We start from the raw sequence: 16,757 nt of genomic DNA, 5'->3' as shown, positions 1-16,757 counted from the left end.
CTGAAGCGCCGCTGAATGCCGCGCTCAGGTTCCGTTCAGCTTTGTATCCGCCATGGCGGGGGCGCGCCGCCAGGCCTGCACGGCCTCCTCCACCAGCAGCCCCGCCACCCAGCAGGCCCAGGCCGACCAGAGCGTGTGGCTCATGTAGTGCGCGCCGCGCACCTGCTGCGCCAGCCCCAGCACGCAGCCGAACGCCAGCGCCGCCGCCAGCCAGGGCCCTGCCAGGCGCGGCACGGCACGGCGCAGCACGAACCAGCCGGCCACGAAGCCGAACCCCGCCGAGGCATGGCCCGCCGGGAAGCAATGCCCCGGCCCCTGGTCGTACACGCCCCAATGCCAGTGCGACACATAGCGCGCCACGCCGCCGAACTCCGCCAGGTCCCACGGGCAGCTCGTGGCCGACAGCCGCTTGAGCGCGGTGACAGCCACCATCGCCAGGACGACGGAGAGAACGAGCTGGCGCCGGTCCGCCGCCGGCAGCGCGCGCAGAAAGCCCCAGGGCCGCCAGACGCCCCACGCCAGCGCCAGCACCGCGGCCGTGCTGAGGGCGCGCGGCAGCTTGTGCAGCAGCAGCACGAAAGCCGGCTGGCCGCTCCAGGCAAAGCCCTGGGCGGTGCCGAACAGGCGGGCCAGGGGCAGATCGAGGCCCGAGGCATCCCAGGCAAGGAGGGGCACGAGCAGCAGCAGCGTCAGCGCAAGCCTGCGCCGGGAAGAATGGAGCATGCGCGCGAGCCTAGGAGCCGCGCCTGAACGCCCCCTGAACGGGCGCCCCACTACACTCGCCGCTGGCAAGACAACCCCTCGGAACCCCCATGCGTGTGCTGCTGGTCGAAGACGATCTGGCCCTGTCCGACGCCGTGTGCGGCTACCTGCGCGCCAAGGCCTTCGTGGTGGACGCTGCGCCCAGCCTCGCGCAGGCCGGCGCCCTGCTGCGCACCGCCCGCTACGCCGCCGTGCTGCTGGACCTGCACCTGAGCGACGGCGACGGCCTGGCCTTGCTGCCGCAGGTGCGCGCGCTGCAGGAGCGCCCCATCGTCATCGTGCTCACCGCGCGCGACCAGGTCAGCGACCGCATCCGCGGGCTGGACGCGGGCGCGGACGACTACCTCATCAAGCCCTACGACCCCGGCGAGCTGCTGGCGCGCCTGCGCGCCGTGGAGCGCCGCCGCGGCGCCGCCGACGCACCGGTGCTGGCGCTGGGCGACCTGCAGATCGACCTGGCACGCGAGCAGGTGCGCCGCGCCGGCGTGCCCATCGCGCTGACGCACAAGGAATGGGCCCTGCTGCGCGTGCTGGCCACGCGCCCCGGCCGCATCCACACGCGCGAGAACCTGCAGGACGCCCTCTACGGCTGGGGCGACGAGACCGACAGCAACACGCTGGAGGTGTTCATCAGCCGCCTGCGGCGCAAGCTCGGGCGCGAGCACATCGAGACGCTGCGCGGCCTGGGCTACCGGCTGGCGCTGGGCGGGCCGGGCGCCGCATGACCACCTCCACCCTGGCGCACCGGCTGGCGCGCGCGCTGGTGCTGCGGCTGGCCCTGGTATGGGTGCTGTGCGTGCTGGCCGTCGCCTTCTATTTGAACCACGAGATCGAGGAGAACTTCGACGCCGAGCTGGCCGAGAGCGCGCACCGCATGTTCGACGTGGCCATGTTCCAGCTCCAGCGCGCCGCGCCCGGCGCTGCCGCGGGGCAGCCGGTGATCGCCGACGAGCCGCTGTTTCCCGACGCGCCGCTGGTCTACCAGATCGCGGATGCGCAGGGCAACGTGCTGCTGCGCTCGCGCCAGGCCCCCGCGCAGGTGCTGGCCACGCCCCTGGCCCCAGGCTTCCACGACACGAAAGAATGGCGCCTGCACGTGGTGCGCCACCCTCGGCAGGCGCTCTTTTTCCTGCTGGCCGACCCGCTGTCGGAGCGCAACCACGAATGGCGCGAAACCCTGCTGGTGCTGCTGGTGGCCGCCGTCATCGCGCTCGCGGCGCTCGCCTGGGCCCTGCCCGGCGTCGCCACGCGCGAGCTGAAGGTGCTGGAGCGGCTGCAGCGGCAGATCGGCGAGCGCGGCGGCGGCGACCTGCGCCCGCTGGCGCTGGCGGGCCTGCCGGCCGAGCTGCAGGCCGTGGGTGAAGACGTGAACCTGCTGCTGGAGCGCCTGGACCAGGCGCTGGACGTGGAGCGCGCGCTGGCCGCCAACGCCGCCCACGAGCTGCGCACCCCGCTGGCCACCGCCCGCCTGCGGCTGCAGACCGCGCTGGAGCACGGCCTGCACCGCGCGGACGTGCAGGCCGCCGTGGATGCGCTGCAGACCCTGAGCCACCGCACCGAGAAGCTGCTGCAGCTCTCGCGCGCCGAATCCAGCGCGCCCCTCGCCCGCCATCCCGTGGACCTGGCCCGGCTGGCCGCCACGGTGGCGCAGGAGTTCTGGCAGGAGGAGCGCGCGGCCGACCGGCTCGACCTCACCACGGCCGGCGAGGCCGGCGCGCCCATGGCCCTGGGCGATTTCGACGCCCTGGCGATCGCGTTGCGCAACCTGGTGGAAAACGCGCTGAACTACGCACCCCGGAGCCCCGTGGAGATCGTCGTGGGCCCCGGCCCCGTGCTCGCGGTGCGCGACCACGGCCCCGGCGTGGGGCCCGACCGGCTGCAGACCCTGCAGCAGCGCCACGTGCGCCAGAGCGCGGACCGCGCGGGCTACGGGCTCGGACTGTCCATCGTGGCCACCATCGCGCACAAGCACGACGCGCGGCTCACGCTCACCTCCCCGCTGGAGGGCCGCAGCAGCGGCTTCGAGGCGCGGCTGGTGCTCCAGCCCGCATAGTCACTCCACCACCGCGCGCAGCCAGCCGGGCAGCGTGGCCGCCTTCTGCAGGGGAAAGTCCACCCAGATGACCGTGGCCCCGCCCGCGGCGCACACCACGCCGGGCTCGGCGGCGCGCTCCATGGTCGCCCAGGTCTCGAACGTGGTGCGGCCCGGGTCGCTCACATACAGCTTGAGCAGCACCTCGTCCGGGTAGGCGAACTGGCGGTGGAAGTTGCAGAACGCGTTGACCACCACCGGCCCCTGGCCCTGCGGGCCGGGGTTGCAGCCCACGGACACCATCCAGTCGATGCGCGCGGTTTCCATGTAGCGGAAGTACACCGCGTTGTTCACGTGGCCCATGGCGTCCATGTCGCCCCAGCGCACGGGAAAGCGCGTTTCCAGGACCAGCTTCTTGCGTTCGGGAATGTCTATCTTCATGGGTCAGGGTGTGCGTGGGCGCCCGGGCGCACGGCGCGCGGCCGTTGTCTCCCCTGCGGCACAAAATGGAACGATCGTGCGATTTTCTGCAGCAGCGGTGAATACAATCGGCCGCAAGCCGGACTGCCGCTCCCCGCGGGGCCGTTCGCACGTTTTCACAATTATCGAAGCGAAAAGAGACACCCATGACGAACGACGAGATCCTCAGCACCTACGGCCCGCGCGAAGCCATGGAATACGACGTGGTGGTGGTCGGGGGCGGCCCGGGCGGGCTGGCCACGGCCATCCGCCTCAAGCAGATGGCCGCAACGAACGGACAGGACGTCTCCGTCGTCGTGCTCGAAAAGGGCTCCGAACCCGGCGCGCACATCCTCTCGGGCGCCATCATGGACCCGCGCGCGCTCACCGAGCTGATCCCCGACTGGAAGGCCAAGGGCGCCCCCCTGAACCAGCCCGTGACCGACGACGCGATGGTCTTCCTGGGCGAGCAGTCGTCGCTGCGCACGCCCAACTTCGTGCTGCCCGAGTGCTTCCAGAACCACGGCAACTACATCGTCAGCCTGGGCAACGTGGTGCGCTGGCTGGCCGAGCAGGCGGAGAGCCTGGGCGTGGAGATCTTCCCGGGCTTCGCCGCCGCCGAGGTGCTCTACAACGACGACGGCTCCGTCAAGGGCGTGGCCACCGGCAACATGGGCGTGGGCAAGGACGGCGAGCCCACCGGCGACTTCCAGCTCGGCATGGAGTTGCACGCCAAGTACACCATCTTCGCCGAAGGCGCGCGCGGCCACCTGGGCAAGCAGCTCATCGCGCGCTACCAGCTCGACGAGGGACGCGACCCGCAGACCTACGGCATCGGCGTCAAGGAGCTGTGGGAGATCGACCCCAAGCGCCACCAGCCCGGCTTCGTGCTGCACACCGCCGGCTGGCCCATGGACAGCAAGACCTACGGCGGCGCCTTCCTCTACCACATGGAGGACAACAAGGTCACGCTGGGCTTCATCACCGGGCTGGACTACAGCAACCCCTACCTGAGCCCCTTCGAGGAGATGCAGCGCTGGAAGACGCATCCCAACATCCGCTGGTACCTGGAGGGCGACGAATCCAAGGGCATCAAGCCCGCCAAGCGCCTGGGCTACGGCGCGCGCGCCATCACGGCCGGCGGCCTCATGAGCCTGCCCAAGTTCGTGTTCCCCGGCGGCGCGCTGGTGGGCTGCGACGCGGGCTTCCTGAACGTGAGCCGCATCAAGGGCAGCCACGCCGCCATCAAGACGGGCATGCTGGCCGCCGAGGCGGCCTACGAGGCCATCACGGCCGGCCGCCAGCACGACGAGCTAGCCGCCTACCCCCGCGCCTTCGAGGCGAGCTGGCTCTATACGGAACTCAACAAGGCCCGCAACTTCAAGGCCTGGTTCAAGAAGGGCCTGTTCACCGCCACAGTCATGAACGGCATCGAGCAGTTCGTGCTCAAGGGCCACATCCCCTGGACGCTGCACCGCGACACGCCCGACCACGCCTACCTCAAGCCGGCGGCCGAGTGCAAGCCCATCGTCTACCCCAAGCCCGACGGCAAGCTGACCTTCGACCGCCTCTCCAGCGTGTTCATCAGCAACACCAACCACGCCGAGGACCAGCCCGCGCACCTCACGCTCAAGGACGCGAGCGTGCCGGTGAACGTGAACCTGGCGAAATACGCCGGCCCCGAGGCGCGCTACTGCCCCGCCGGCGTGTACGAGTTCGTGCCCGACGAGGCCCAGGGCGGCAATGCCCAGCGCCTGCAGATCAACGCGCAGAACTGCGTGCACTGCAAGACCTGCGACATCAAGGACCCGACGCAGAACATCGTCTGGGTCACGCCCGAGGGCGGCGGCGGGCCGAACTACTCGGGCATGTGAGCGCCGACCGCTATCCAAAAGATAGCTGCTAGCGCTTTCTGCATGGGCGCAAGCGGTCGATCCGGTCTTCAACCCGTGCCCAGGCTGCCCAGCCTGTAGACTTGCGCCCCGTCCGCCCCGCATCCCGGGGCGGCCCCTCAGACCACATTGGAGATGGAATAGAAATGAAGAGCTTGTCCTGGGCGCCGCTGGGCGCATTCGCACTGGCAATCGCCGCCCTCGCCCCCGCAGCCCACGCGCAGCAGAAGTCCGTGGCCATCACGGCCATCGTCGAGCACCCGGCCCTGGATTCGGTGCGCGACGGCGTGAAGGATGCCCTCAAGGCCGCCGGCTTCGAGGAAGGCAAGAACCTCAAGTGGCAATACCAGAGCGCGCAGGGCAACACCGGCACGGCCGCGCAGATCGCGCGCAAGTTCGTGGGCGACAAGCCCGACGCCATCGTCGCCATCGCCACGCCCTCGGCCCAGGCCGTGGTGGCCGCCACCAAGAGCGTGCCCGTGGTGTTCTCCGCCGTGACCGACCCCGTGGCCGCCAAGCTCGTCAAGAGCTGGGAGCCCTCCAAGACCAACGTGACCGGCGTGTCCGACCTGCTGGCGCTGGACAAGCAGATGGACCTGCTCAAGCAGGTCGTGCCCGGTGCCAAGCGCGTGGGCATGGTCTACAACCCCGGCGAGGCGAACTCGGTGGTGGTGGTCAAGGAACTCAAGGCGCTGCTGCCCAAGCTGGGCATGACGCTGGTGGAAGCCTCCGCCCCCCGCTCCGTGGACGTGGGCAGCGCCGCACGCTCGCTGATCGGCAAGGCCGACGTGATCTACACCAACACCGACAACAACGTGGTCTCGGCCTACGAGGCGCTCGTGAAGGTGGGCCAGGAGGCCAAGCTGCCGCTGGTCGCCTCCGACACCGACAGCGTCAAGCGCGGCGCCATCGCCGCCCTGGGCATCAACTACCGCGACCTGGGCGAGCAGACCGGCCGCATGGTGGTGCGCATCCTCAAGGGCGAGCAGCCCGGCGACATCAAGCCCGAGATCAGCACCAAGATGGAGCTGTACGTGAACCCCGGCGCCGCCGAGAAGCAGGGCGTGAAGCTGCCCGAATCGCTGGTGAAGTCCGCCGTCCAGGTGATCCAGTAAAGTCGCAAGACTTGTAGACGCAGGAGCCGCATGCGGCTCCTGTTTTGTTTTCCCCGAACGCCGCCGCTGTCCATGTCACTCTTTTCCCTGCTCGGGGCCGTCGAGATCGGCCTGATCTTCAGCCTCGTCGCGCTGGGCGTGTTCATCTCGTTCCGGCTGCTGCGCTTTCCCGACCTGACGGTGGACGGCAGCTTCCCGCTGGGCGGCGCGGTCTGCGCCATCCTGATCTCCTCGGGCACCAACCCCTACGTGGCCACTGCGGCCGCAGCGGCGGCGGGCGCGGTGGCGGGCCTGGCCACGGGCTGGCTCAACGTGCGCCTGAAGATCATGGACCTGCTGGCCTCCATCCTCATGATGATCGCGCTGTACTCCATCAACCTGCGCATCATGGGCGGGCCCAACGTGCCGCTGATCAACGACGACACGCTGTTCACCCTGCTGCAGCCGCCGGGGCTGGAGGACTACTGGTCGCGCCCCCTGCTGCTGCTGGTGATCGTGGTGGCGGCCAAGCTGGCGATGGACTGGTTCTTCTCCACCGAGCGGGGCCTGGCCATCCGCGCCACGGGCTCCAACGCGCGCATGGCGCGCGCACAGGGCATCAACACCGGCGCCATGGTGCTGCTGGGCATGGCGGTGTCGAATGCGCTGGTGGCGCTGGCCGGCGCCCTCTTCGCGCAGACGCAGGGCGGCTCCGACATTTCCATGGGCATCGGCACCATCGTCATCGGCCTGGCGGCGGTCATCGTGGGCGAGAGCATCCTGCCCTCGCGCAAGCTGGTGCTGGCCACGCTGGCCGTCATCATCGGCGCCATCGTCTACCGCTTCTTCATCGCGCTGGCGCTCAACAGCGACTTCATCGGCCTCAAGGCGCAGGACCTGAACCTGGTCACCGCCGTGCTCGTGACCATCGCACTCGTCATTCCCCAGCTCAAGCGCAAGCTGGCTGCGCGCCGCTGAAAGGAATCGCCATGCTGATCGCCCAAGACCTGCACATCACCTTCAACCCCGGCACGCCCATCGAGACGCGCGCGCTACGCGGCATGTCGCTGGACATCCCCGCGGGCCAGTTCGTTACCGTGATCGGCTCCAACGGCGCGGGCAAGTCCACCTTCCTCAACGCCATCTCGGGCGACCTGGGGGTGGACACCGGCCGCATCGCCATCGACGGGCAGGACGTGACGCGCCAGCCCGTGTGGGCGCGCGCCCAGCGCGTGGCGCGCGTGTTCCAGGACCCGATGGCCGGCACCTGCGAAGACCTGACCATCGAGGAGAACATGGCCCTGGCCCAGCAGCGCGGCACGCGCCGCAGCCTGCGCGGGGCCGTGAAGCAGTCCGAGCGCGCGCTGTTCCGCGACCGCCTGGCGACGCTGGGCCTGGGGCTAGAAAACCGCCTGACCGACCGCATCGGCCTGCTCTCGGGCGGCCAGCGCCAGGCCGTGAGCCTGCTCATGGCCGCGCTGCAGCCCTCGCGCATCCTGCTGCTGGACGAGCACACCGCCGCGCTCGACCCCCGCACGGCCGACTTCGTGCTGCAGCTCACCGCGCGCATCGTGTCCGAGAACCAGCTCACCACCATGATGGTCACGCACAGCATGCGTCAGGCGCTGGACGTGGGCCAGCGCACGGTGATGCTGCACCAGGGCCAGGTGGTGCTGGACGTGTCGGGCGACGAGCGCGCGCGCCTGGATGTGCCCGACTTGCTGAAGATGTTCGAGAAGGTGCGCGGCGAGAAGCTCGCCGACGACGCGCTGCTGCTCGGCTGAAGCTCCCCTTTTGATAGCTCCCAGCGCTTGTCAGGCAAGCGCTAGAGGCCAATTTTTCTCTAAACCCCGAGCGGCAGGTCGGCCTTCTTCAGCGTGCGCAGCACGAAGCTGGAGCGGCTGTGGCGTATGCCCTTGATCTTGTAGAGCTTCTCGCGCAGCAGGCGCTCGTAGTCGCGCGTGTCCTTGACCACCACGCGCAGCAGGTAGTCGTAGTCGCCCGAAACAAGATGCGCCTCCACCACTTCGGGGATGCTCGCGAGCACCTCGCCGAACTTCTCCAGCGTGTTGTCGGAGTGGCTGTCCAGCGTCACCTGCACCAGCACCGTGTCGGCGAGGTCCAGCGCCTGCGGGTTGAGGCGCACAGTGTAGCCCTCGATCACGCCGGCCTCTTCCATCTTCTTGATGCGGCCCCAGCAGGGCGAGGGGCTCAGGCCCACGGCGGCGCCGATCTCCTGCAGGCTGGCACGTGCATCGGCCTGCAGGACGGAGAGGATTTTTCGGTCGAGGCGGTCCATGCGCCCGATTATTCCTTCAGAGCGCGTTCTGCAGAAAAATTTTCTGCAAATGCATAAACATAGGAGAAATTCAGCAAATCCATCCGCCACGTGGAACGCATACTTGCTGCATCAAGGCGCTCTTACCGGGGCGCACGACATTGACGAGACCCCGCCCGGTTACCGCCGGGCGGGGGCTTGGCAAGACCTCCCTTCCCTGCTCTCTTCGCCACCATCCCAGCAGAAACCCGGATGGCGATGGCCATGCTGCACCGCCATAATTTTCCCGTAATTATGGATTCACGCACATCGACAGGAGAGAGCATGCAATTGACCAAACTCGCGCTGGGCCTGGGCTTGGCACTGGGTATCACCGCCACCGCCTATGCGCAAACCACCATGCGCATCAGCATCTCGGTGGCGCAGAACTCGCACCAGGGCGTAGCCATCGACACCTTCGCCAAGGAAGTCGAGAAGCGCACCGGCGGCCGCTACAAGATCCAGACCTTCTACAACGGGTCGCTGGGCGGCGAGCGCGAATCCATCGAGTCCGTGCAGCTCGGCACCCAGGAGCTGGCTTTCAGCTCCACCGGCCCCATCCCCAACTTCGTGCCCGAGACCAAGATCCTGGACGTGCCCTTCCTGTTCCGCGACAAGGCGCATGCGCGCGCCGTGCTCGACGGCCCGATCGGCCAGGACCTGCTGGCCAAGTTCGACGCCAAGGGCTTCAAGGCCCTGGCCTGGGCGGAAAACGGCTTCCGCCACATGACCAACAGCAAGCGCGACGTGAAGGGCCCCGAGGACCTCAAGGGCCTGAAGATGCGCACGATGGAAAACCCCGTGCACATCGCCGCGTACAAGGGCTTCGGCATCATCACCACGCCCATGGCCTTCCCCGAGGTGTTCACCGCCCTGCAGCAGGGCACGGTGGATGGGCAGGAGAACCCGCTGCCCGTCATCATCTCGGCCAAGTTCGACCAGGTGCAAAAGCACCTGTCGCTCACCGGCCACGTGTACTCGCCCTGCATCTTCGTGATGAACAAGGCAGTGTTCGACAAGCTCTCGGCCGCCGACAAGCAGGCCTTCCTCGAAGCCGCCAAGGAAGGCACCAAGGCCAACCGCGCCCGCGTGGACGAGGACGACGCCAAGGGCGTGGCCGACCTGCGCTCCAAGGGCATGACGGTGATCGACGACCTGGACAAGTCCAAGTTCGTTGCAGCCCTGGCCCCCGTGAACGCGCAGTTCGAGAAAGATTTCGGCAAGGCCAACCTCGACAAGATCCGCAACTACAAGTAAGCTCTTGCCGCTTCATTTTCGATAGCTATTCACGCCCGCCGGTATAGCGCCAGCGGGCTTTTTCTTTCATGAAAAACGCCTTTCTCACATTGGAACGCTGGAGCACCGGCATCGCCATGGCGGGCGCCTGCGCCATGCTGGCGATCGCCTCGGCGCTCGGCATGTTCCAGATCCTGATGCGCTTCGTCTTCGAGGAACCCGCCGAATGGACCGAGGTGCTGATCCGCTTCAGCCTCATCTGGATGGTGTTCCTCGCCATCCCCCTGGCCTTCCGCCAGGGCGCCATGGTCAGCGTGGACGTGCTCTACCGCTGGAGCCCGCCCGCCATCCGCCGCGTGCTCGACTGGGTGGTGTGCCTGGCTGCGCTCGCCCTCATCGGCGTGCTGATCTGGTGGGGCTGGGACTACGCCCAACGCGGCGGCGTGCAGACCATGGCCGGGCTGGAGTCGGTGTCCATGTTCTGGGCGTATCTCGCCATTCCGGTGGGGGGGCTGTTCTGCATTCCCGGCATCGTGGGCAACCTGCTCGACCCGCGCCGTGAAGAACTGGAGACCGCGCAATGACCGCCGTGATGATTTCGACCATGGTGCTGTGCTTCGCGCTCACCATTTCCGTGGCCGTGTCCATCGGCCTCGCGTCCATCCTGGGCATCCAGGCGGCCAATGCCAACATGCTGATCGCGGTGAAGGAGATGTTCACCTCGATCAACAAATTCCCGCTGGCGGCCATCCCCTTCTTCATCCTGGCGGGCAACCTCATGGAGACCGGCGGCATCTCGCGCCGGCTCGTGGAGTTCGCCAAGAGCATCGTCGGCGGCGTGCAGGGCGGCCTGCCCATGACCTGCGTGCTCACCTGCATGATCTTCGCGGCCGTGTCGGGCTCGTCGGTGGCGACCACCTTCGCCATCGGCGCCATCCTGATTCCCGCGCTCATCAAGCACGGCTATCCCACGAGCTACGCCGCCGCGCTGCAGGCCACCAGCGCCGAGCTGGGCGTGATCATCCCGCCGTCCATCCCCATGATCCTCTACGGCGTGAGCGCCGAGGTGTCGATCGGCGAGCTGTTCATCGCCGGCTTCGGCCCTGGCATCCTGATCAGCGGCGCGCTCATGCTGTTCGTGTGGGTGTATTGCAAGTGGAAGGGCTGGGGCAAGCATGACGGCGACGGCCGCATGCCCTTCGGCAAGGCCCTGCTGCAGGCCGGCTGGGCGATGCTGATGCCCGTCATCATTCTGGGCGGCATCTACGGCGGCGTGTTCACGCCCACCGAGGCATCGGCCGTGGCCGTGTTCTATGCGCTGGTGGTCGGCATGCTGATCTACCGCGAAATCGGGGTGAAGGACCTCTACGCCATCCTGCGCAAGTCGGCCATCTCGTCGGCGGTGATCATGTTCATCATCGCCAACGCCGGGCTGTTCGCCTTTCTCATCACGCGCGCGGGCGTGCCCGACGCCATCGGCCGCTGGCTGCAGGAGGTCCTGCAGTCGCCCGCCCTCTTCCTGCTGGGCGTGAACGCGTCGCTGTTCGTGATCGGCATGTTCATCGAGACCAGCGCCGCCATCATCGTGCTCGCGCCCATCCTGGCGCCGGTGGCGATGCACTTCGGCGTGGACCCGGTGCACTTCGGCCTGATCATGGTGGTGAACCTGGCCCTGGGCATGATCACCCCGCCCTTCGGCGTGAACCTGTTCGCGGCCTGCACGGTGGCGCGCATCTCGCTGGACCGCATCGTCGGCCACCTGCTGCCCTTCGTGGGCGTGATCCTGGCGTGCCTGCTGGTCATCACCTACGTGCCGTCGATCTCGCTGTTCCTGCGCGACCTGGTGTACGCGCGCTAGCGGCTAGAATCACATCCCGCCAGGAGAGAGCTTCTCCAGGGAAGCCGCCGAAGGCGCAGGCAGCAGCCGAACGCTCAGGCAAAAGGACTGGCGACACGCCCGCAGGGATGCGGGCGTTTCCCTTGCTGGAGAGAGGCCGCAGCACAGCATGCGGCCCACCGAAGGAGCAAGCCCCGCGACATGCCATGCAGGCGGGGTGAATCTCTCAGGTAAAGCGGACAGCGGGGCAAATCGGCGATCGAGAGATCGCTCCACCATTTGCCTTCGCCACTGCCATGTCCGATCTGCTCACCACCCCCCTCAATGCCCTGCACATCGAGCTGGGCGCCCGCATGGTGCCCTTCGCGGGCTATTCCATGCCCGTGCAGTACCCCTCCGGCCTGATGGCCGAGCACCACCACACGCGCACGGCGGCGGGCCTGTTCGACGTGTCGCACATGGGCCAGCTCCACTTGGTCGGCCCCGATGCCGCGGCCGCGTTCGAGACGCTGATGCCCGTGGACGTGGTCGACCTGCCCGTGGGCAAGCAGCGCTACGGGCTGCTGCTGAACGACGAGGGCGGCATCATCGACGACCTGATGTTCTTCAACCAGGGCAACGACACGCTGTTCGTGATCGTCAACGGCGCGTGCAAGGCCGGCGACATCGCCCACATCCAGGCGCGCATCGGCCAGCGCTGCGAGGTGCGACCGCTGCCCGACCAGGCCCTGCTCGCGCTGCAAGGCCCGCAGGCCGCCACGGCGCTGGCGCGGCTCGCGCCCGGCGTGGAGCAGCTGGTGTTCATGACCGGCGGCCACTTCACCATCGCCGGCGCGCCCTGCTTCGTCACGCGCAGCGGCTACACGGGCGAGGACGGCTTCGAGATCTCCGTGCCCGCAGCCCAGGCCGAGGCCCTGGCGCGCGCGCTGCTCGCCCAGCCCGAAGTCAAGCCCATCGGCCTGGGCGCGCGCAACTCGCTGCGCCTGGAGGCCGGGCTGTGCCTGTACGGCAACGACATCGACACCACCACCACCCCGCCCGAGGCCGCGCTGAACTGGGCCATCCAGAAGGTGCGCCGCACGGGCGGCGCGCGCGCGGGCGGCTTTCCCGGCGCGGACAAAGTGCTGGCGCAGATCGACACCCCCGCCAGCCTCGCGAGGAAGCGCGTGGGCCTCATCGCGCTGGAGCGCGTGCCCGTGCGCGAGCACACCGAGCTGCAAAGCGAGGACGGCCAGCGCATCGGCGAGGTGACCAGCGGCCTGCTGGGCCCCACGGCCGACAAGCCCATCGCCCTGGCCTACGTGGCGCCCGCCTTCGCGGCCGTGGGCACGCGCGTGAACGCCATCGTGCGCGGCAAGGCCGTGCCGATGGAGGTGGCAGCCACCCCCTTCGTGCCGACGCGCTACTACCGCGGCTGACAAACGCGGCCGGCAAGCGCGGCTAAAGTGCACGCTGGCCTTTCTCGAATCCCTCTTTTTCTTCCCACTTTCTTACGGAGCCCCCATGAGCATCCAGTTTTCCAAGGACCATGAATGGATCAACGCCGCCGACCCGGCAGCGGCCGTCGTCGGCATCACCGTCCACGCGCAGGATGCGCTGGGCGACGTGGTGTTCGTGGACCTGCCCGCCGTGGGCACCACCTTCGCGCAGGGCGACGTGGCCGGCGTGGTCGAGTCGGTGAAGGCCGCGGCCGACGTGTACATGCCCGTGGCCGGCGAGATCGTCGAAGTCAACGAGCAGCTCCGCGCCGATCCGTCGCTGGCCAACAGCGACCCGCTGGGCGCAGGCTGGTTCTTCAAGGTGAAGCTGGCCGACGCCGGCCAACTCGACGGCCTGATGGACGAAACGGCCTACACCGCCTTCGCCGCCAGCGCCTGAGCCCGTCACTTCAAAAACCATAGCTGCTCGCGCTTCTCAGTCAACGGTTTCAGCGTAGAACGCACCTGAAACCCGCGAATATCAAGCGCAAGCAGCTCCTTTTTCCATAGCCCTCGAGATCGGTCCCCCATGCAGATGCCCGCCGCCCTGCCCCTTGCCGCGCTGGAAAACGCGGCCGAATTCCAGCCCCGCCACATCGGCATCGACGCCCAGGACGAAGCGCACATGCTGTCGGTGATCGGCGAGGCCTCGCGCCGCGCGCTCATCGACTCCATCGTGCCGCGCTCCATCGCGCGCGCGCGGCCCATGGACCTGCCCGCCCCGGCCACCGAGGCACAGGCGCTGGCCGAGCTCCGGGCCATCGCGGGCAGGAACCAGGTGCTCAGGAGCTTCATCGGCCAGGGCTACTACGGCACGCACACGCCCGGCGTCATCCTGCGCAACATCCTGGAGAACCCCGCCTGGTACACCGCCTACACGCCCTACCAGGCCGAGATCTCGCAGGGCCGCATGGAGGCGCTGGTCAACTTCCAGACCATGGTGTGCGACCTGACGGGCATGCCGATCGCCAATGCCTCCATGCTCGACGAGGCCACGGCCGCCGCCGAGGCCATGACGCTGGCGCGCCGCTCTGTCAAGGCCAAGGGCAGCGCCATCGTGGTGAGTGGCGACGCGCACCCGCAGACCATCGAGGTGATGCAAACCCGTGCCGCGCCGCTGGGCCTGTCGGTCAAGCTCGCCAACTCCGCCGCCGAGTGGGACGCCGCCATCGCCGCCGATGACTACTTCGCCGCCCTGATCCAGTACCCCTGCAGCAGCGGCTGGCTGATGGACTGGAGCGCCGAGGTGGACAAGATCCACGCACGGGGCGCTGCCGCCATCTTCGCCGCCGACCTGCTGGCGCTGGCGCTGCTGAAAACGCCGGGCGAAATGGGCGCCGACATCGTCGTGGGCACCACGCAGCGCTTCGGCATGCCTATGGGCGCGGGCGGCCCGCACGCCGCCTACATGGCCTGCCGCGACGAGTTCAAGCGCAGCCTGCCCGGCCGCCTCGTCGGCGTGAGCGTGGACGTGCACGGCCAGAGCGCCTACCGCCTCGCGCTGCAGACGCGTGAGCAGCACATCCGCCGCGAGAAGGCCACCTCCAACATCTGCACCGCGCAGGTGCTGCCCGCCGTCATCGCCAGCATGTACGCCGTCTACCACGGCCCCGAGGGCCTGGCGCGCATCGCGCGGCGCGTGGCGCGCTTCACGGCCATTCTGAGCCGGGGCCTGGCGCAGCTCGGCTACGCCGCGCAGCACCACACCACGGCGTTCGACACGCTGTGCCTGAAGACCAACGGCGCTACCGATGCGATCGCCGCCCGCGCAGTCGCCAAGGGCGCCAACCTGCGCAAGGCCTGGGGCGACTACCTGTGCATCTCGCTGGACGAAACCACCACGCGCGCCGACATCGAGCTGCTCTGGAGCATCTTCGCCAAGGACGGCCAGCCGCTCCCCGGCATCGAAGCGCTCGACGACGGCAACGACCTCATTCCTGCCGAACTGCGCCGCACCAGCAGCTTCCTCACGCACCCGGTGTTCAACACGCACCACAGCGAAACCGGCATGCTGCGCTACATCCGCGCACTGAGCGACAAGGACCTGGCGCTGGACCGCAGCATGATCCCGCTGGGCTCGTGCACCATGAAGCTCAACGCCACCAGCGAGATGATCCCCATCACCTGGCCCGAGTTCGCCCAGGTACACCCCTTTGCGCCGGCCGACCAGCTCGCGGGCTACCGCCAGCTCGATGAACAGCTGCGCGCCTGGCTGTGCCAGGCCACGGGCTACGCCGGCGTGAGCCTGCAGCCCAACGCCGGCAGCCAGGGCGAATACGCGGGCCTGCTGGCCATCAAGGCCTACCACGCCGCGCAGGGCCAGGGCCACCGCACCGTCTGCCTGATCCCCAGCAGCGCCCACGGCACCAACCCGGCCAGCGCGCAGATGGTGGGCATGCAGGTCGTCGTCACCAAGTGCGACGAGAACGGCAACGTGGACATGGCCGACCTGCAGGCCAAGTGCGAGCAGCACAGCCAGAACCTCGCCTGCGTGATGATCACCTACCCCAGCACGCACGGCGTGTTCGAGACGCAGGTCAAGGAGCTGTGCCAGATCGTGCACCAGCACGGCGGGCGCGTGTACGTGGACGGCGCCAACATGAACGCCCTGGTCGGCGTGGCCGCGCCCGGCGAGTTCGGCGGCGACGTGAGCCACCTGAACCTGCACAAGACCTTCTGCATCCCGCACGGCGGCGGCGGCCCCGGCGTGGGCCCGGTGTGCGTGGTCGAAGACCTCGTGCCCTACCTGCCCGGCCACGCCACTGCGGGCCTGGCAGGCGGCACCGGCGCCGTGGGCGCGGTATCGGCCGCACCGCTGGGCAACGCCGCCGTGCTGCCGATCTCGTGGATGTACATCCGCATGATGGGCGCCGAGGGCCTGACGGCCGCCACCGAAGCCGCCATCCTCAGCGCCAACTACATCAGCGCGCGCCTCAAGGACCACTACCCCACGCTCTACGCATCGGCCAACGGCCACGTGGCGCACGAGTGCATCCTGGACCTGCGCGGCCTGAAGGAAACCAGCGGCGTGATGGCCGAGGACGTGGCCAAGCGCCTGATCGACTACGGCTTCCACGCACCCACGCTGAGCTTCCCCGTGGCCAACACGCTCATGGTGGAACCCACCGAAAGCGAAACCCTGGCCGAGCTGGACCGCTTCATCGACGCGATGATCGCCATCCGCGAGGAGATCCGCCAGGTCGAGAGCGGCACCTGGCCGCAGGACGACAACCCTTTGAAGAACGCGCCGCACACCGCCCCCAGCCTGCTCGCGGGCGACTGGGCCCACCCCTACACGCGCGAGGCCGCCGCCTACCCCGTGGCCAGCCTGCGCGGGGCGAAGTACTGGAGCCCCGTGGGCCGCGTGGACAACGTGTACGGCGACCGCAATCTGTTCTGCAGTTGCGTGCCGGTCAGCGAATTGGCGTAAAGCGCGCCAAACCAGCGTCGCCATGGCGCTGCCCTAGCAAACAACAAAGGCCCGTCACCGGGCCTTTGTGCTTTACAGGGCATCGAGCGGGCTCAAAATGCCCCGCCCGCCCTTGTTGAGCACATGCGTATAAACCATGGTGGTACTCACATCGGCATGGCCCAGCAATTCCTGCACCGTGCGGATGTCATAGCCCGATTGCAGCAGATGCGTGGCAAAC

At 68.5% G+C, this 16,757-nt stretch carries 16 protein-coding genes and 2 riboswitches; of the genes, 12 read left to right on the top strand and 4 right to left on the bottom strand.

Annotated features, from left to right (window positions below):
• Positions 1 to 24: 24 nt before the first annotated feature.
• Entirely contained in the window at positions 25 to 723 is a 699-nt protein-coding gene (locus AVS7_RS22955; protein ID WP_020230291.1) for a phosphatase PAP2 family protein, read from the bottom strand.
• Positions 724 to 812: 89 nt separating this feature from the next.
• Between AVS7_RS22955 and AVS7_RS22950 the strand changes: the two genes are divergently transcribed.
• The gene (locus tag AVS7_RS22950) at positions 813 to 1,487 is read left to right on the top strand and encodes a response regulator transcription factor (protein ID WP_020230290.1); all 675 of its coding nucleotides are present in this window, start codon (positions 813 to 815) and stop codon (positions 1,485 to 1,487) included.
• Positions 1,484 to 2,815 carry a HAMP domain-containing sensor histidine kinase gene (locus AVS7_RS22945; protein WP_020230289.1) on the top strand — a complete coding sequence of 444 codons (1,332 nt, stop codon included), beginning with the start codon at positions 1,484 to 1,486 and terminating at the stop codon, positions 2,813 to 2,815. The genes AVS7_RS22950 and AVS7_RS22945 overlap by 4 nt, the downstream gene beginning before the upstream one ends.
• On the opposite strand, the gene AVS7_RS22940 is transcribed toward AVS7_RS22945, so the two are convergent.
• Positions 2,816 to 3,235, bottom strand: coding sequence for a thioesterase family protein (locus AVS7_RS22940; RefSeq protein WP_020230288.1), 420 nt, complete (start codon positions 3,233 to 3,235; stop codon positions 2,816 to 2,818).
• 185 nt (positions 3,236 to 3,420) lie between these two features.
• Between AVS7_RS22940 and AVS7_RS22935 the strand changes: the two genes are divergently transcribed.
• The 4 genes from AVS7_RS22935 to AVS7_RS22920 all read left to right on the top strand — a co-directional run bounded on the left by AVS7_RS22935 (position 3,421) and on the right by AVS7_RS22920 (position 8,023).
• Positions 3,421 to 5,127, top strand: a complete 1,707-nt coding sequence (locus AVS7_RS22935; RefSeq protein WP_020230287.1) for an electron transfer flavoprotein-ubiquinone oxidoreductase — start codon at positions 3,421 to 3,423, stop codon at positions 5,125 to 5,127.
• A gap of 164 nt (positions 5,128 to 5,291) precedes the next feature.
• Positions 5,292 to 6,260 (top strand): ABC transporter substrate-binding protein, encoded by a 969-nt coding sequence (locus tag AVS7_RS22930; RefSeq protein ID WP_020230286.1) that lies wholly within the window; start codon positions 5,292 to 5,294, stop codon positions 6,258 to 6,260.
• A gap of 72 nt (positions 6,261 to 6,332) precedes the next feature.
• The gene (locus AVS7_RS22925) at positions 6,333 to 7,217 is read left to right on the top strand and encodes an ABC transporter permease (RefSeq protein ID WP_034691476.1); all 885 of its coding nucleotides are present in this window, start codon (positions 6,333 to 6,335) and stop codon (positions 7,215 to 7,217) included.
• Between the two features lie 11 nt (positions 7,218 to 7,228).
• Positions 7,229 to 8,023 carry an ABC transporter ATP-binding protein gene (locus tag AVS7_RS22920; protein ID WP_020230284.1) on the top strand — a complete coding sequence of 265 codons (795 nt, stop codon included), beginning with the start codon at positions 7,229 to 7,231 and terminating at the stop codon, positions 8,021 to 8,023.
• A gap of 59 nt (positions 8,024 to 8,082) precedes the next feature.
• Here AVS7_RS22920 and AVS7_RS22915 read toward each other — a convergent pair whose 3' ends face one another.
• A complete protein-coding gene (locus AVS7_RS22915) occupies positions 8,083 to 8,538 on the bottom strand; it encodes an Lrp/AsnC family transcriptional regulator (protein ID WP_020230283.1) in 456 nt (151 codons plus the stop codon).
• A 303-nt stretch (positions 8,539 to 8,841) separates the two neighbouring features.
• Between AVS7_RS22915 and AVS7_RS22910 the strand changes: the two genes are divergently transcribed.
• From AVS7_RS22910 to gcvP, 6 genes are all read left to right on the top strand, one after another.
• A complete protein-coding gene (locus AVS7_RS22910) occupies positions 8,842 to 9,813 on the top strand; it encodes a TRAP transporter substrate-binding protein (RefSeq protein ID WP_020230282.1) in 972 nt (323 codons plus the stop codon).
• Between the two features lie 68 nt (positions 9,814 to 9,881).
• On the top strand, positions 9,882 to 10,376 hold the full coding sequence (locus tag AVS7_RS22905) for a TRAP transporter small permease (RefSeq protein WP_024002156.1): 495 nt from the start codon (positions 9,882 to 9,884) through the stop codon (positions 10,374 to 10,376).
• Positions 10,373 to 11,650, top strand: coding sequence for a TRAP transporter large permease (locus tag AVS7_RS22900; RefSeq protein WP_020230280.1), 1,278 nt, complete (start codon positions 10,373 to 10,375; stop codon positions 11,648 to 11,650). Before AVS7_RS22905 ends, AVS7_RS22900 begins: the two co-directional genes overlap by 4 nt.
• Before the next feature lie 10 nt (positions 11,651 to 11,660).
• A riboswitch (glycine riboswitch) is annotated at positions 11,661 to 11,750 on the top strand.
• Positions 11,751 to 11,765: 15 nt separating this feature from the next.
• Positions 11,766 to 11,882: riboswitch (glycine riboswitch) on the top strand.
• A gap of 43 nt (positions 11,883 to 11,925) precedes the next feature.
• Positions 11,926 to 13,047 (top strand): glycine cleavage system aminomethyltransferase GcvT, encoded by a 1,122-nt coding sequence (gene gcvT, locus AVS7_RS22895; protein WP_020230279.1) that lies wholly within the window; start codon positions 11,926 to 11,928, stop codon positions 13,045 to 13,047.
• Between the two features lie 85 nt (positions 13,048 to 13,132).
• A complete protein-coding gene (gene gcvH, locus AVS7_RS22890; RefSeq protein ID WP_020230278.1) occupies positions 13,133 to 13,507 on the top strand; it encodes a glycine cleavage system protein GcvH in 375 nt (124 codons plus the stop codon).
• A 129-nt stretch (positions 13,508 to 13,636) separates the two neighbouring features.
• On the top strand, positions 13,637 to 16,537 hold the full coding sequence (gene gcvP, locus AVS7_RS22885) for an aminomethyl-transferring glycine dehydrogenase (protein WP_020230277.1): 2,901 nt from the start codon (positions 13,637 to 13,639) through the stop codon (positions 16,535 to 16,537).
• Positions 16,538 to 16,609: 72 nt separating this feature from the next.
• On the opposite strand, the gene AVS7_RS22880 is transcribed toward gcvP, so the two are convergent.
• Positions 16,610 to 16,757 (bottom strand): tyrosine-type recombinase/integrase (locus AVS7_RS22880; RefSeq protein ID WP_020230276.1); only part of this gene is annotated, 148 nt, incomplete at its 5' end.

The organism is Acidovorax sp. MR-S7, assembly GCF_000400995.2.
Lineage (GTDB): Bacteria > Pseudomonadota > Gammaproteobacteria > Burkholderiales > Burkholderiaceae_C > MR-S7.
This window is presented reverse-complemented; position numbering and strand designations above follow the sequence as displayed.

Excerpts from the sequence above, each read along its gene's own strand:
- AVS7_RS22955 (WP_020230291.1), bottom strand. The coding sequence starts at position 723 with ATGCTCCATTCTTCCCGGCGCAGGCTTGCGCTGACGCTGCTGCTGCTC.
- AVS7_RS22950 (WP_020230290.1), top strand. The coding sequence starts at position 813 with ATGCGTGTGCTGCTGGTCGAAGACGATCTGGCCCTGTCCGACGCCGTG.
- AVS7_RS22945 (WP_020230289.1), top strand. The coding sequence starts at position 1,484 with ATGACCACCTCCACCCTGGCGCACCGGCTGGCGCGCGCGCTGGTGCTG.
- AVS7_RS22940 (WP_020230288.1), bottom strand. The coding sequence starts at position 3,235 with ATGAAGATAGACATTCCCGAACGCAAGAAGCTGGTCCTGGAAACGCGC.
- AVS7_RS22935 (WP_020230287.1), top strand. The coding sequence starts at position 3,421 with ATGACGAACGACGAGATCCTCAGCACCTACGGCCCGCGCGAAGCCATG.
- AVS7_RS22930 (WP_020230286.1), top strand. The coding sequence starts at position 5,292 with ATGAAGAGCTTGTCCTGGGCGCCGCTGGGCGCATTCGCACTGGCAATC.
- AVS7_RS22925 (WP_034691476.1), top strand. The coding sequence starts at position 6,333 with ATGTCACTCTTTTCCCTGCTCGGGGCCGTCGAGATCGGCCTGATCTTC.
- AVS7_RS22920 (WP_020230284.1), top strand. The coding sequence starts at position 7,229 with ATGCTGATCGCCCAAGACCTGCACATCACCTTCAACCCCGGCACGCCC.
- AVS7_RS22915 (WP_020230283.1), bottom strand. The coding sequence starts at position 8,538 with ATGGACCGCCTCGACCGAAAAATCCTCTCCGTCCTGCAGGCCGATGCA.
- AVS7_RS22910 (WP_020230282.1), top strand. The coding sequence starts at position 8,842 with ATGCAATTGACCAAACTCGCGCTGGGCCTGGGCTTGGCACTGGGTATC.
- AVS7_RS22905 (WP_024002156.1), top strand. The coding sequence starts at position 9,882 with ATGAAAAACGCCTTTCTCACATTGGAACGCTGGAGCACCGGCATCGCC.
- AVS7_RS22900 (WP_020230280.1), top strand. The coding sequence starts at position 10,373 with ATGACCGCCGTGATGATTTCGACCATGGTGCTGTGCTTCGCGCTCACC.
- gcvT (WP_020230279.1), top strand. The coding sequence starts at position 11,926 with ATGTCCGATCTGCTCACCACCCCCCTCAATGCCCTGCACATCGAGCTG.
- gcvH (WP_020230278.1), top strand. The coding sequence starts at position 13,133 with ATGAGCATCCAGTTTTCCAAGGACCATGAATGGATCAACGCCGCCGAC.
- gcvP (WP_020230277.1), top strand. The coding sequence starts at position 13,637 with ATGCAGATGCCCGCCGCCCTGCCCCTTGCCGCGCTGGAAAACGCGGCC.